Origin of the sequence: Acinetobacter sp. Tr-809 (genome assembly GCF_011753255.1) — a bacterium.
GTDB lineage: Bacteria > Pseudomonadota > Gammaproteobacteria > Pseudomonadales > Moraxellaceae > Acinetobacter.
Genome location: NZ_VWVZ01000007.1, coordinates 85,839 through 100,767, shown reverse-complemented (window position 1 = coordinate 100,767; position 14,929 = coordinate 85,839). Strand labels below are relative to the sequence as shown.

Below are 14,929 nucleotides of genomic sequence, written 5' to 3'. Positions count from 1 at the left end.
ATGAAAAAAATGATATCGATTGTGTTTGGAACACGACCTGAATTGATTAAATTAGCACCTGTTATTTTACAAGCTCAACAGGATTCTCGTTTTCAGGTCGAAGTTGTTTTCACAGGTCAGCATGATGAGTTAGTTCGTGATGCGATTGAATTCTTTCAAATAAAAATTGATCATCGTTTAAAAATGATGAATGCAGGCCAAAGTCTAAATCAATTATTGATACAAGGTCTAAGTCAGTTAGAAGGTGTTTTTAATGATGGGCAACAGCGCGATGCAATTATAATTCAAGGTGATACCACAACTGTTCTAGCTGCTGGATTAGTCGCCTTTTCTATGAAAATTCCAGTCGCTCATGTTGAAGCAGGTTTACGTTCTTATGATTTAGAGCACCCATTTCCAGAAGAAGGCAATCGTCAACTGGTTTCAAGAATTACTCAATGGCATTTCGCACCGACTGAGCAGTCGAAACAGAATTTATTGCAGGAGCATATTGCTACTGATGCAATTACAGTAACTGGTAATACTGTGGTAGATGCAGTCTATTTAGGTCGAGAACTGATTCAGCGTAAAGGTGCTGAACAAAATTATTTACAGCAACATGATTTGAATTTCTCAGCCAATTCACGAGTGGTCTTAATTACAGCGCATCGTCGTGAAAATTTCGGTGAAGGTATTCAAAACATCTGTAATGCCGTTCAGCATTTAGCACAGAAATATAGAGATGTGCATTTTGTGTGGCCTGTACACTTAAATCCTGCCGTACATGATCTTGTTCATGCTCAATTTGATGGACATGCTCAAGTACATTTGGTTAAACCTCTCGATTATCCAAGCTTACTGGCTGTGATTGATCGGGCTAGTTTTATTTTAACGGATTCTGGTGGTTTACAAGAGGAAAGCCCTTCATTTAATAAGCCTGTACTGATCTTAAGAGAGACAACGGAGCGCCCCGAAGTTGTACAAGTAGGTGCTGGGATATTGGTTGGGACGGATCAAGAAAAAATCGTAGCAGAAGCTGAGAAATTATTATCTGATCAAGCACATTACGAGCTAATGGCCAATGTTCCAAATCCCTTTGGAGATGGTAAAGCGTCGCAACGTATTTTAGACCAAATTGCAGATGGTTGGTCTCATGATTGATTAGCTGTATTTGAGTTTATACCACAAGGCGACTGCATAAACTGTCATACGGTTCATATAATGTGGGCCGTCAAAAATATACACTTTTTGCCCTTCGTAGGCTTTCAGTTGTTGCATGATTTCCCACGGGTAGGCGGAGCGAAACTTTCCGCCTTTCACAGGACGAAAAGCTTCTAATACAATCACAATATTGTCCTTACCAAATTCTTTTTGAAGGTCTTCTAGCACGACTCGGGCTTGTTGCGGTGAACGGGTTCCAACGCCAACACCATCTTGGAAGAACACACCTGTGTGGCTGGGTAACCAGCTTTTTAACCACGAATCTAAATGTTCAGGTGCTTGTTCGCCACTGTAGATACTGATCCAAAGTGGTTTGGGTAAGGTTCGGATCGCTTTTGCTAAATCATCTACACAGATCCAAGTTGGGTCTGCTTCCACTGGAAAGTAATAACCTTTAAGTGGAATGACTTTAGTATTCGCAATGATTTTTTTAGAATTCTCGGCAAGCTGCAATACATTGGAGCGGGCTAGCTTCTCATCATACTCTCCAGCCAAGCCTAAAAGAATATGTTGAGCCCATGGCTTTTGCTGAAGTTGTTTCAGATTAATATTTTTATCCCATTTTTCTAAACCGATATCATGGTCAAACCAAGATTTAGATTGCACAACTGACCATTGGGGTACAAAAGTAGAGACACCTAATAAGTTCCAATTGCCTGACGGTGGCGTAGTTGCCAAGTCAGGCTGCCAAAACATACCTTCAATGTGTGGAGGTTGTACATCTGTTTTGAGATGATGAATACAACCTCCTAAAAATAGCAGAGCTGATAAAGCAAGCGTGATTAAAATTGTTGATTTAGTCAGCCTTATTTTTAGCATTTGGTCTTTTTCGCCAGTACCAGAGCAAAATTGCAAGAATCATGATAGCAGAGATTATAACGACCAAGATAAAGAATGATGATTGCTTAACGAGAGGCGCTTTTTGGTTTCCAACCATAATTTTTTGTAAAACAAAAACTTGACCGCTTTCAGTGACTAAAATTTTACTGGCATTGTTTGGGATATTTTGTTGAACCTTTTCCCAAAGCTTGGTGAAGTTCTGCGCACCTTGCATTGAGTCAGTAATAATATCAAAACGTTGATCGTGGAAACTGACCAAGAAACCATTGGCAGTTGCAGGTGCATAAAGTGTACTTTGATGCATTAAAACCTGTTGACGATAGATATTAGGATTCACCTGTACATTAAGAAGTTCAGGTTTATTGGGATCTAATTTCACTAGGTTTAGCGGGATTGGATCATTGGTCATCAGCATTTTTTTAGCCACTTGGCTGACGATCATCGCAATTTCCAAGCTTCCCGCATTACTATCAATAGCAATAGTTGGATGGGTTGCAAAAGTCATCGATAAGGATGCAACCCCATTTTTGAGTTTATGTGGCAGTTTCACTGTCGACTTTTGTGTATCAATCCAAAGTGAACCTTTCGCGGTTGGTAGGCACTGTGAATTTACAATAACCGAATTTTCAAGCTTCAAATTGAAGGTTGTATTATTTGAAATGGTTTTGGCAAAGTAGTTGAATTGTCGATTCACGGGGTCTGAATCTAAATTGGCTGTTTTCAAACTCCCCGCAAAACCACCATCAATCCAAGTGGTAATGTTAGAGCCTTCCAATAAACCACTTTGCACACGGAGTGCGATTTGACCTTGTAAAATATCCGTTGGCTGCCAAACAGCGGGGAAGTTGAGGAAGAGATTTTTTTCAGCTTGGTTCAAGCGGAAATCACTGATACCTAAATCGGCAAGGGTATGAATTTGTTTGATTTTAGCCCAATTTGGTGCTGCAAGCTTATTCGGAAGAAAGGTTGCAGAGGTGTTCAGTTGCTGTAAGTAATCTGCATTGAGTAAGCCGTTAATTGCGGAGGTCAGTTTTTCAGGTTGGTCATATTGAATTTGTAAGGTTGGAATATCATTTTCAGTGCTAATTTGCACTAAAGTCCCTTTTGGTAAAGGACTAGCTGACTTTACAATTTCTATATAAAAGTTGGGAGTCTGTTCTGTTGGTGCATTTTGCTCATACCATTGGATAGGCGTGACTGAACCCCATGCACTGATCAAACGCCCTAACATTGAAGCTTCATTGACATGTGCAGGGTTATATTTCAAGACGCCAACAAATGGCGTTGGTCGCACAACCTGAGGGTTGAATAAGGCATCTGGTAAATCTTTTAAGCGATAAATCGGTCGGTGGCGAACATATTCAATTTTAGAGTTACTTAAATAAGTCACCTGATCGACATCTTCACTACAGAAGGTAGTACGGTCAGCAGCAGGCGAGGTATTTGGCGAATATTGCTGTAAAATAAAATCTAGACGATGAAAGCCGCTTGGGGTTGCTGGAATATCAAAACTCAGCGTACCATCACCGTTTAGTGTCGTGTTATAGATCAGCTTGTCATCAAATTTGACCAATAAAGTAGTGAAATGCTCTGTGGAATAATCACTACTAAAACGAATATTCTGCCATTCAGAGCCTTTGCCCACATAAAAGAAGTGTGGCTCAATGGTATATTTATTGGACGTATTGATATTGTCAAAGGTCCATGTATTCAATGTGTCCGCGGATGTAAATACGGGCAAGGAGAGTACTACACTTGCAAGCATAGCTTTTAAAAATGGATGATGTAAGGTTTTATTTTTCATTTATTTTTTCTCCTTGCTACGCTCAGTTTTATACCACTGTAACGAGTTTCCCTGAATCTTATTTTTAAGCATGTCATAAGCCGCTTTAAACACGATAAATAAGAATACTTGTGAATACGTGACATAAGATAAAACCGCGAAGAAATATAGTTGAGGTTTGGCTCTTTCTAAAGATAAGGTGAACCACATTTGTGCGACATATAAACAGAAGGATAGGCCCCAAAGTAGCGTAAATGGACCAGGAACGGTAATCCCTGCAATACCCAATAAGCCTAACGTTAAGGTGATGTGACTCCAGATCAGTGCAGGTACAAACAGCACGTAGCACATGATGTTGTTAAAAATTTCGATGCCGATAGGGAACGGTTTGCGAAGTGCGATCGGTAAATATTTACTGGTTACGTAGAAATTCCCTTGTGTCCAGCGTGAACGCTGTTTGACAAAGACACTTAACGAGGGTGGGTCTTGTTGCCAACCAACCGCGTAAGGTACCCACTTGATTCGTCTTTGCCCGAGGAAGATACGGAAGCTCATTTCGGTATCATCAACCAAAGATTTTTCATCAAAACCACCAAGTGTTTCTAGAGCATCGCGCCAGATTACATAATTGGTGCCCATCAAGGTAGACAGTTCGAAACGTTGCCAGCGACCACCTTGGAAAATCCATTGAAAGAAAATAAATTCAATCGCAATAAACCGAGTCAAAATACTGTCACGCCAGTTACGGGTACGCACTTTCCCGTTTACCGCCACTAACTTTTTATCTGCAAGTAAGGTTTGGGCCAACAGTCGTACACAGTCTGGCTCTGGCGTACTATCTGCATCATAGACGACGATTAATTCTCCTGTGGCATGCGGTAAACCATTATTGAGAGTACGAGATTTGCCTTTTCCTCCCATGCCTTTAGGGACATTAACAATTTTTATGCAAGGATAAATGGCAGCCATCCGCTCTGCAATTTCTAGCGTATTGTCTTTCGAACCATCATTAATCAGTAGAACTTCATAGGCATGCGCAGGATAGTCCTGTTGTGCAATCGCATGCAAAGTATCTTCGATTACAACACCTTCGTTGTAGGCAGGAATCAGAACACTTAACACAGGCCAATGCTCAGGAACAGGCATATTCTCCAGTTCTTTGGCTGCATTTTTTGAATATTTCCATGCTTGGAAACTTAACCAAGCCCAAAAGGCTTGAGGTATCCAGATACCCAGAAAACCAAATAAGAAAAGAATATCAATTGCGGGCATTTATTCTTCTCCTACGAATGATAGAAATAATCAAGATAAGGAGTAGTCCGCCACCAAGTAATAGTGAAATCCAAGAAATTGAACTCCCAAATGTACTGAGCAAACTTGGATAATGTGCTGAATAAATATAGTCGAGTGGAATGACCACTGTACTTAGCCCAATTAGAATATAGCCAAATAAACTGGTTTCGACTCCATCAGTACTGCTGCTAAATTGTGTGCGATTCAAATCCCATGAGATGCCCAGTTTGGGGTATTCGATGGTATTTACAGGCATTCCAAGTGGCGGATTAATCACCACTTGATAACCTGAGCTTTGCGAAGGATCTGTAATGGCTTGATAAAAATAGTGCTGATGATGTTGAATTTTTCGTGCTGGAATGCGTAATTCATCTGGGAAATCTGATTGAATAATATAGCTGCCAGCAGGCTGGGCAATCAGGTTCTCATCCCAACCCGTTTCAATCAGCGCTGCTAAGGGGCGTAGACCTATGGCTGTAGAGAAAGTTGCTTTGGCGGCAAAATACTTTGCATGGGCCATTTGATAGAAAGCAACAGGAATAGCACCCTCGTTCACGGCTTTTTTAATTTTATAATATTTAACTGCACTAAAATATTCATTCGGTAAGATTACACCTGGTTTAATACCTTGTTCGACCAACTGTTTGAAGCTTTCGGAGTCCAACTGATCAGATGTAAATACAGGCCACCACGTCGCAGGCTGAGGAAAGAATTCAGCAACAATTTGAGGGGGCTGAATTTGAGTGCTTAGATCTGTCTTTGCTGTTTCGATCTGACAGTGATAGTACTGCTGATAAAATTGCTGCAAGGTTGTATCTGGGAAATGGCTGGTCGCAACCAGTACACCACAAATATTAAGTAATACAGACATCAGTGCACCTCTCGACTGGAAGGTGTCAAGTATTCAGTATGTTGCTCAATATGCAGTTTGAGTACAGTGAGTTCTTGAAGATCTTGAATGAAGCGGGGATAGATCTGATGTTCATCCATGCTCGGTTCGTGAATGACAATACTTTTAATTTCACTGAGTTCTTCATTAATGAAATGGTAAATCACACTATCTCTTTCATTTGAAAGAATCGCCATAATTTTATTTTGGGTTTCTTTCCAAATATCTTCGCCCAACATTTCACGAATCAGTACGGTATTATTGATATGGGTGGTAATGATTTTATAGTGGTCTTTGTGCGTGAGTTGAAGTAGCTTTTTTAATTCGCCTTGGAAATGTTTCAACGCTGTAAGTGGCAAAATATCGTGTTGATAATTACGATCATAACTTTGAATGTCACGGAAGCTTTTGAGCGCATTTTGAATATTATGACGGATCGCACTTAAAAAAATGGGGGTAATCGGCAGGACGAACAATAGCAGGAGTTGGCGTTCCACATAGGTTTGATTGGCTAGGTCGAGGAAAAAATAGACAGCTACACCTACAAATGTAACGAGGCCAAGCACTAATGCCATACCAACATTTAAAAAAGCCCCTGAAATTAACAGAATAAGTAGAAATACCCAGCTTCCGCGATAACTTGCTGGTAGCCACTCATACGCAACGATGCCCATAAAAATTTGAGCTGAGATAATCCATAAGACGAGTGCTGGAGCCGGATTTTTTTGCATAATAATTTTAGTTTTAATAAATGTCTTTTGTGAAGAAGTTAGCATTATTTTACAGTTTTGACGACAGTTTTTGTGTTGTTGGCTTTGTAAAATAATTTTATAAACAGTAACATACAGTATAGTCTGTATTTCAAAACAATAAAAATTGTCTTATTTTATAATTTTTTTAATTTATGTAAGCCACCCTAAGATGACTTAAATGCTTCAATTGCGCGTAGGCGACTGGCTTTTAAATCCACCAGTGGCTCAGGATAACTCAATGCTAAAGAATGATTTTTAGCATATGGTTCATGAATCATTTTGTTATCAAGATGGGCCAGTTCAGGAACCCATTGACGAATATATTCTCCCTCAGGATCAAACTTTTGTGACTGTGTAATGGGATTAAATACACGGAAATAGGGAACAGCATCCGTCCCTGTCGAAGCACACCATTGCCATCCACCATTATTGGCAGCCAAGTCACCATCAATTAGGTGCTGCATAAACCATTGTTCACCCTTACGCCAGTCAATAAGCAGATTTTTGCTTAGAAACATGGCGCAGATCATACGCACCCGATTATGCATCCAACCTGTAGCTAACATTTGTCGCATGCCAGCATCGATAATGGGGATGCCAGTTTGTCCTTGCTGCCATTGTTCTAATGCAATTGGATCATCTCGCCAGTTGATTTTTTGAGTATGAGATTGAAAGGGCTGATGTTTGGAGACTTTAGGGAAATCAAACAAGATGTGTTGATAAAACTCACGCCAAAGTAGTTCATCCAGCCATGTTTGTTGGCCTTCGGACTGAACCTCAAAATGTCCGTGTTGCGGTCTAAACAGGGCTTGCAGGCATTGACGAATTGAAATAATGCCAATATTTAAATAGGCTGAAAGCTGACTGGTGCCAGATAGCGCAGGTAAATCCCGTGCTGTTTTATAGTCAGTTAAACGTTCATCAATAAATTGATCTAAGAGCATGAGTGCATGTGCTTCTTCAACGTGCCACTCGCCAAAGTTAGTATCTTGGATTTGTTTTATATAGTCGCGTTGTAATGTTTGAATATCATCTTGTTGAAAGGCTGATATATCCAGCGACAGTGGTTGCTGCTTCGTTGGTGATGGATAACATTGGGGTAAACCGTGCTGTAAACGTTGATAGCAGGTTTTCTTGAATGCACCAAAAACCTGATAGGGTGAGTTAGATTGATTGCGGATAGAGGCAACTGGAAATAAAGTTCGATCATGGAAAAGGATCAATTCTTTTTTATGTTGATTGAGTTGTTGCTGTACCGTCTGATCTCGTTTTAACTCATTGACCCCGAGTTCGATATTGGCATAAACATTTTCAATTTCAAGCTGCTGTAGCAAGTAAGCAAAAAAATCAGGGATATCTTTCCAAAGCGAAATTGTCTGCATCAGTAAAGGAATATTGAGTTTATCCAGCTGTTGTTTTAATTCTTGTAGTTGACGTAGGTAAAATTCGATTTTAATCGCTGCATCGTTATGTTGCTGCCACTGCGCAGGGGACAAAACGACAAGTGCAATTGTAGGGCCTGCCTGAGTCGCATGCCAAAGCGCTGCATGATCATGGATTCTTAAATCTTGGCGAAACCAAATCAGTTGATAGGTCTGAGACATAGCAAGTGTTATAAATGACGATTTGAATGACCTTAAGCGATTTTTTGACTTTGTAAAAGTACTTGGCAATAAAAAAGCAAAGCCGAAGCTTTGCTTTTTGCATCTAATTCAAAAATGAATTAGTGGTGGTGACCACCTGCACCGTGAACGTGACCATGATCTAATTCTTCTTGAGAAGCATCACGGATTTCAACGATTTCAACTTCAAAAGTAAGATCTTGGCCAGCAAGTGGGAAGTTCGCATCAACAATGATGTTGTCGCCTTCAATCGCTTTAACAGTAACGATTTGAACGCCATCATCAGTTTGAGCTTGGAATTGCATACCAGGTTGGATGTTGTCCACGCCTTGGAACATTTGAGCTGGAACTTCTTGTACTAAATCTGGGTTGTACTCGCCATAGCCTTCAGCAGCTGGAACGTTTACAGTGAATTTTTCGCCTACAGTTTTACCTGTAAGTGCATTTTCTAAACCAGGAATGATGTTGCCTGCGCCGTGCAAATATGCAAGTGGTTCACCTTGAGATTGATCAAGTGTTTCACCCTCAGCGTTTGTTAAAGTGTAGTGGAATGAAACCACGTGGTTAAGTGCAATAGCAGTCATGTTATTTGATCCATTCAATCAATTTAGGTGTATATCATAAAGTGAAAAATAGATTTTGTTGACTATTTTCCACTTTTTGAAACTATTTCATCATTTATAGGGACGAAATAGCAAATTTCAACTCAATACAGTTTAATTTTTGGACGTACGCGACGTGTCAGAAAATCTTTCATGGTGAGCATGCCTGCTTGGGTATAACCATGAATGTTGGCTTGATGCAATCGGTATAGAGAAACATACATGGTTTTGGCAATAAAACCTTGTACGCTGACATCGCCTAACAATTCTCCTACAGCCTGATTATGACTTAATGACACCAATGAGCCTTTCTCATTAAAACTAAACATCGGTTGTGGCGAACCCGACAACCGTGCTGCCATTGCATCTACTAAGAATGTTGCTTGTTGACTTGCCACTTGTGCGCGTGGACCTAGGGGTGGCTGGCGAGCATCTAGTTGACAGTTGGCACAATCGCCAAAGGCAAAGACATTTGGGTCTGAGTAAGTTTGCAATGTTGCATAGACCATTAAACGATTAATTTTGTCTCGTTTAAAATCTGTAAATGACTCTAGCACTTTCGGTGCTTTGACGCCTGCCGCCCAGACTGTAATATCTGAGTGCAAGACACTACCATTACTAAAATAGACATTCGATTCATCGACTTTTTGCACTTTATGTCGGGTCAGAATTTCAATGCCCATTTTCTTGAGTTGCTTAGCACTATGTGCTGCGGTTTTTTCTGTAAGTGCAGGCAGAATACGATCAGAGGCTTCAATTAAAGTAATTTTGACTTGCTTCGGATCAATTTTCTTGAGGCCATAACGATAAAAGTTTTTCGTGGTTTCAATCAGTTCTGCCGCCAGCTCAACACCTGTTGCACCAGCCCCGACGATACCAATATTTAAAGCGCGTTCGGTTGGTTGGTTTTGTGCTTCGATATATAGATGAAACAAATCTTGTTGGAAGATATCGGCTTGTTGACGGCTATCGAGGAAATGACAATGTTCGCGTACACCTTCTGTGCCAAAGTCATTGGATACTGAACCTACGGCTAGCACAAGTGTATCGTAGCTGAGATTCTGGGTGAGTGGGGTGTGTTCTTTGGAAAGCTGTGGGGGAGAAAGCGTAATTTGTTTTTGATCTTTGTTTACATCGATTAAGGTTCCAAGTACGAACTCAAAATGATGTTTCTGTGCGTGAGCAAAATAATTGGTTTGTTCTTCGTGAGGATTTAGTGAGCCAGCAGCGATTTCGTGTAGGAGAGGTTTCCATATGTGAGTGAGATTTTGGTCAACTAGGGTAATTTTAGCTTTCTTACGTCTGCCAAAACGCTCACCTAGTTGTGTTGCAAGTTCTAAACCACCTGCGCCACCGCCCACAATCACGATATGATGTAAGGTTTTGCTCATGATCAACCTAATTATTTTTGTGAAAGGATGGTTGGATTATGCCATCCTTTTCTCAATATTGTATGGTTAATCTTGATAAAAATAGTTGGTTTTTTATCCTTGATTTAATGGATAAAGTTTGGCAGCTTTACTATCACTGGTAGAGAAAAAAGAGAATAAATTAGAAAACCAAATCATAATTTTCTGGAATATATTGGCTTCTTCAATCTGCACATCATTCTCAATTTGTAAACTACGAATCAACTGATTATTTTGATAAATCGATACCGTTGCCAAGTTCATTACTTGAGTTAAAGGTGCTGTTAAATGTTGTTCATTGAGTTCGATATTGATATGTGTATTGGTGGTTTGAAGGGGTTCAACCGTGGTCACTTGCTGATTTGCATCAATCAAATGAATGCGTTGTGTCAGTAAATCAAAAGTATTTAAATCAATTGGTGTCGCTTGACCATATAGAGACGTTGTTACAATGGTTGGTTGCTGTGTCTCTACTTTAAACATTTTTAAAGTCGATTTAATCACAGGAAGTTCTGCAATGAGTCTTTGCTTTGGAATAACTTCTTCGTCACGGGTGTAAGTGTAGGCCAAGTTCATGAGTTTATGAGCAACTTCTGCACGTTTTACGGCACTTGGGGTTCCGAGTACTACAACGATCAAACGACGCTTTTCAACATGTGGGTTAAAAGTCGGACGCTCTGCTGTTAATGCAAGATTGTAGCCTGCTGCTTTGGTATAACCCGTTTTTAGGCCATCTGCGGTTGGATCCATTTTCAATGCAAGATTGGTTGCATGATGGAAGTGCTGGTTATAGCTAAAACTCGGCATTTTTGAATAATGCAAATATTCAGGTGTTTCTTTCACAATCGCTTTCGCAAGTAAGCTTAAATCTGCAGCTGTTGAATAGTGATCAGTCATGGTGATTCCAGCAGGATTACTGAAATGTGTATCTTTCATGCCCAATGCTTGTGCTTCTTGATTCATACGAGCAACGAACTGTGGCACACTACCTGAAATTTTTTCAGCAAGGGTAACTGCCGCATCATTGGCAGACATCACAATTAAACCTGCCAAAAGCTGATCCACAGAAATCTGTTCGCCAGCTTTCAGGTACATCTGTGACTCATCCCACATCACTGTGCTGACCACAGGTGTAGCCGTCAGTACTTCTTCTTTACGTAATTTACCTGCTTCAATGTCTTTTAATGCAATATAGGCAACCATCATTTTAGTTAAAGACGCTGGTGCGCGTTGAACATGACTATTATGTTCAGCAATGATTTGCCCTGATTGAGCATCAATCACTGACCATGCTTGTGCTTCAACTGTTTCAGGTGCGATGTTCAGTAAATTTGCATGTGCAAGGTTTGCACAAATGAGACTAAACAACGTAAAGAGGGAGAGGAGAAATTTCACGTGAATACCTTGTATTGCCGATCCGATGGCCTAGAATGCGAGACAAGAATGCTATGACTTTTTTGTTGAAGAATCCAGCAACTTTTGCTGACAATTAAGACATCTAGGCAAGACTTTGTAAAAAAATGCTAAGCTGTGTGAAATTGTTCCTATTTTCATGATTAAAAATTATGTTGCATTATCAAATTGAGTTCGACGATTATCGCCAACACCTAATTCATGTCACCCTTCGTTTTCTTGCAAATCCAAACCAAGAGCTTTGGTTACCAACTTGGATTCCAGGCAGCTATCTGATTCGAGAGTTTTCAAAACATATTGAGTCGGTGAAAGCATCAGACGAAGCTGGACGTTTACTGACGATTAAAAAAACTGAAAAGAATCGCTGGCGTTTATTCAATACCGATCATGAACTGATTACGGTTGAATATGATGTATATGCCTATGATTTGTCCGTACGTGGTGCCTATGTCGATCAAACACGGTTATATGTTAATCCTGCATGTGTTTGTTTAGGGCTGATAGATCAAGAACAAGCAGCATGTGAGCTTGAACTATTTCTACCTGATGAATTAAAACATTTTCAAATCGCAACAGGTTTGCCATCAAAAAGTTTAGTGAAGGGACGTTTTACCTTAAAAGCAGAGAACTATGACCAGTTGATTGACAGTCCATTTGAATTGGCAGATCAAAGTCGTTTTAGTTTTGAAGCTCATGGTATTCCGCATGAGTTTGTAATCTCAGGTAAGCACAATACCAACTTGTCGCGTTTAGAGGCGGACATTCAAAAGATCTGCCAGGCTGAAATTAATATGTTCGGTTCAGCACCATTCCAAAACTATACCTTTATGACCATGGCGACAGGCAATAGTTATGGTGGTTTGGAGCACTGCAACAGTACCAGCTTAATTACGCCACGGGATGATTTACCGAAGGCAGATGAAACAGAAGAACCTTCTAAAGATTATCAACGCTTCTTAGGTCTTTGTAGCCATGAATATTTTCATTCATGGTTAGTGAAATTTATTCGTCCTGAAAATTTTGCCAATTATGATTTGCATAAAGAAGCCTATACCAGCTTACTTTGGATTTTTGAAGGTTTTACGTCTTATTATGATGATTTGATTTTATTGCGTAGTGGCGTGATTTCGCAGAAGTCTTATTTAGAGCTACTGAAAGCACAAATTGATCGTTATTTACAAAATCCAGGACGTTCAATTCAATCGGTTTCCGAGTCTAGTTTTGATGCGTGGATCAAGTTCTACCGTCAGGATGAGAACTCGAATAATGCTGGAACGAGTTACTATAACAAAGGTAGTTTAGTGGCACTTTGCCTAGATTTGGGCTTACGCTTACGCGGTTCAAACTTAGATGCTTTGATGCGTCGTCTGTATGAAAATACCCAAAACGGCATTCAGGTCAATGACCGCACTATTTTTGAATTATGTAATGAACTGACAGGTGATAACTGGATCGAGCAGATCAATCATTTGATCAACACCACGGATGAATTACCACTCGATCAATTATTCCCTGAATTTGGTTTAAGTTATAACATCAAAGATGATAAGGCTTTGCCTTTTGGCTTAAAAGTGGCTGATAAAGCGGAAGGTGTGGTGGTACAACAGCTTCGTCGTGACAGTGCCGCAGCTCAAGCGGGCTTGTCGGCGAATGATGTGATTATCGCGATTGATGGTATCAAAGCATCAGAAAAACTGTTAGCCAAATATGCGAAGCAAAAAGGTTGTTTTACAGTTTATGCATTCCGTCGCGATGAGTTGTTACAACTGGAACTGCAAGCGGGTGAAAATTCACTGACAACAGTTGAACTTAAAGTTGAAGACCAGCAAAAAGTTGACCGCTGGTTGAAGGGTTAGAATTTGATAAAAAGGACGCTATGAGCGTCCTTTTTTATTAGCTGCCACGGTAGGTCGAATAACCATAAGGGCTGAGCAGTAATGGAATGTGATAGTGCAGTAAAGTGCCGTCAACTTCAAAAATAACAGGAATTTCAGGAAAAAAGCTGCTTTGTTTTTGCGCTTTATACCAGTCGCCTGTTTTAAAAGTTACTTTATAAATACCCGACTTTAATTGTTGTTGCGTCGGATAAAGGGCAGTAATTCGTCCATTCTGATCAGTTTTGGCCTGATTGATTTCTATCCACTGATTTTTTTGCTGTGCTTCGAGAACAACGGTGACATTAGCAGCAGGTAGACCATTTTGCTGATTGAGAACATGCACACTCAATGGATTTGTCGCTGCGAATAAGCTGCTTGAAGCCGATAGTGTGGCGATGGCGAATAGATTTTTATGCATAGCAATATTTCACCTTTCTAGATCAATGTTTTCGTATGCATTGCCGTCAGTTGTTGTGAAGGCAATGCATGGGATAGGAGCGCAAAAAGCACTATTGAATAGTGCTTTTTTAATACTGTTTTAGAACGAATATCTTGCACCGAGATAGAGCTCGCTTGAGTATAGATGTGCTTTCATCTGCTCATCTTGCAAGTTACGTACATTGGTGAAGTTATTTAACCCGCTATCGGCTTTACCCAAGTCTACATAGCGATAACCCAAATCAAGATTTAAATTTTTAATGGCTTTGTAAGTCGCACCTGCACCTAAGCTATAGACCAATTGTGTTTCGGTATTTGCAAGGTATTGACGAGATACATTACCTTGCCAGCCTGAAGATTCGGTGCGGGCAATACCTAAGCCGATATTGCCATACACGGCTACATTGTTGATGACCTCAAAATCACGATAAGCATTCAGCATCAGACGTTGAGTCTCGACTTTATGATGATTGAGACTGGTGGGAAAGTTGCTTGAACCGCTGGTAAATTCAGCATTATTTTTAAAGTTATATTCACCTTCAGTACGCCAACCATTGCCAAAGTCATAGCCGAAACCTAATGAGGTATTGGTTAAATCTTTTTTATCTTTAGCCGCGATAAATTGACCAATGCCTGGGCGTAAGCTGGTTTCCATATTGTCGGCTTGAAGCTTAGCAGCGGCAACTTTTGCAGAGATATAATAAGCTGCATCATTGACGTCCTGAGCGTAACTTAGGGATACAGCAGTCAGTAAAACAGATGAAACCGCGAAACGGGTGAGTAGCTTGTCCATATTTAATTTTCCAAAAAA

The 14,929-nt window shown here is 40.2% G+C and carries 13 protein-coding genes; 2 read left to right on the top strand and 11 right to left on the bottom strand.

The window, feature by feature from the left end; translation table 11 throughout:
- The gene (wecB, locus tag F3J02_RS15580) at positions 1 to 1,140 is read left to right on the top strand and encodes a non-hydrolyzing UDP-N-acetylglucosamine 2-epimerase (protein WP_167250739.1); all 1,140 of its coding nucleotides are present in this window, start codon (positions 1 to 3) and stop codon (positions 1,138 to 1,140) included.
- Here the strand turns inward: wecB and F3J02_RS15575 are convergent, their stop codons facing one another.
- The 9 genes from F3J02_RS15575 to F3J02_RS15535 form a co-directional block, all read right to left on the bottom strand.
- A complete protein-coding gene (locus F3J02_RS15575; protein ID WP_167250737.1) occupies positions 1,141 to 2,019 on the bottom strand; it encodes a hypothetical protein in 879 nt (292 codons plus the stop codon).
- Entirely contained in the window at positions 1,997 to 3,844 is a 1,848-nt protein-coding gene (locus tag F3J02_RS15570; RefSeq protein WP_167250735.1) for a hypothetical protein, read from the bottom strand. The genes F3J02_RS15575 and F3J02_RS15570 overlap by 23 nt, the downstream gene beginning before the upstream one ends.
- Positions 3,845 to 5,095: a glycosyltransferase family 2 protein gene (locus tag F3J02_RS15565; protein ID WP_167250733.1), complete on the bottom strand. Its 1,251-nt coding sequence runs from the start codon at positions 5,093 to 5,095 to the stop codon at positions 3,845 to 3,847. It lies immediately after the preceding gene.
- Positions 5,082 to 5,987 (bottom strand): hypothetical protein, encoded by a 906-nt coding sequence (locus F3J02_RS15560; protein ID WP_167250731.1) that lies wholly within the window; start codon positions 5,985 to 5,987, stop codon positions 5,082 to 5,084. Before F3J02_RS15560 ends, F3J02_RS15565 begins: the two co-directional genes overlap by 14 nt.
- Positions 5,987 to 6,736 (bottom strand): hypothetical protein, encoded by a 750-nt coding sequence (locus F3J02_RS15555; protein WP_167250729.1) that lies wholly within the window; start codon positions 6,734 to 6,736, stop codon positions 5,987 to 5,989. The genes F3J02_RS15560 and F3J02_RS15555 overlap by 1 nt, the downstream gene beginning before the upstream one ends.
- A gap of 185 nt (positions 6,737 to 6,921) precedes the next feature.
- Positions 6,922 to 8,361 (bottom strand): cryptochrome/photolyase family protein, encoded by a 1,440-nt coding sequence (locus tag F3J02_RS15550; protein ID WP_167250727.1) that lies wholly within the window; start codon positions 8,359 to 8,361, stop codon positions 6,922 to 6,924.
- Between the two features lie 119 nt (positions 8,362 to 8,480).
- Entirely contained in the window at positions 8,481 to 8,963 is a 483-nt protein-coding gene (locus F3J02_RS15545; protein WP_004801387.1) for an FKBP-type peptidyl-prolyl cis-trans isomerase, read from the bottom strand.
- A gap of 122 nt (positions 8,964 to 9,085) precedes the next feature.
- Positions 9,086 to 10,372, bottom strand: a complete 1,287-nt coding sequence (locus F3J02_RS15540; RefSeq protein WP_167250725.1) for an NAD(P)/FAD-dependent oxidoreductase — start codon at positions 10,370 to 10,372, stop codon at positions 9,086 to 9,088.
- Between the two features lie 93 nt (positions 10,373 to 10,465).
- The gene (locus F3J02_RS15535) at positions 10,466 to 11,785 is read right to left on the bottom strand and encodes a D-alanyl-D-alanine carboxypeptidase PBP6B (RefSeq protein WP_167250723.1); all 1,320 of its coding nucleotides are present in this window, start codon (positions 11,783 to 11,785) and stop codon (positions 10,466 to 10,468) included.
- 170 nt (positions 11,786 to 11,955) lie between these two features.
- Between F3J02_RS15535 and F3J02_RS15530 the strand changes: the two genes are divergently transcribed.
- Positions 11,956 to 13,659, top strand: coding sequence for a M61 family metallopeptidase (locus F3J02_RS15530; protein WP_167250721.1), 1,704 nt, complete (start codon positions 11,956 to 11,958; stop codon positions 13,657 to 13,659).
- Positions 13,660 to 13,696: 37 nt separating this feature from the next.
- Here the strand turns inward: F3J02_RS15530 and uraH are convergent, their stop codons facing one another.
- Together uraH and F3J02_RS15520 are read right to left on the bottom strand one after the other, a co-directional pair.
- The gene (uraH, locus tag F3J02_RS15525) at positions 13,697 to 14,098 is read right to left on the bottom strand and encodes a hydroxyisourate hydrolase (RefSeq protein ID WP_167250719.1); all 402 of its coding nucleotides are present in this window, start codon (positions 14,096 to 14,098) and stop codon (positions 13,697 to 13,699) included.
- Between the two features lie 120 nt (positions 14,099 to 14,218).
- Complete coding sequence (locus tag F3J02_RS15520) at positions 14,219 to 14,911, bottom strand: outer membrane protein (RefSeq protein WP_167250717.1); 693 nt, start codon at positions 14,909 to 14,911, stop codon at positions 14,219 to 14,221.
- Positions 14,912 to 14,929 lie beyond the last annotated feature (18 nt).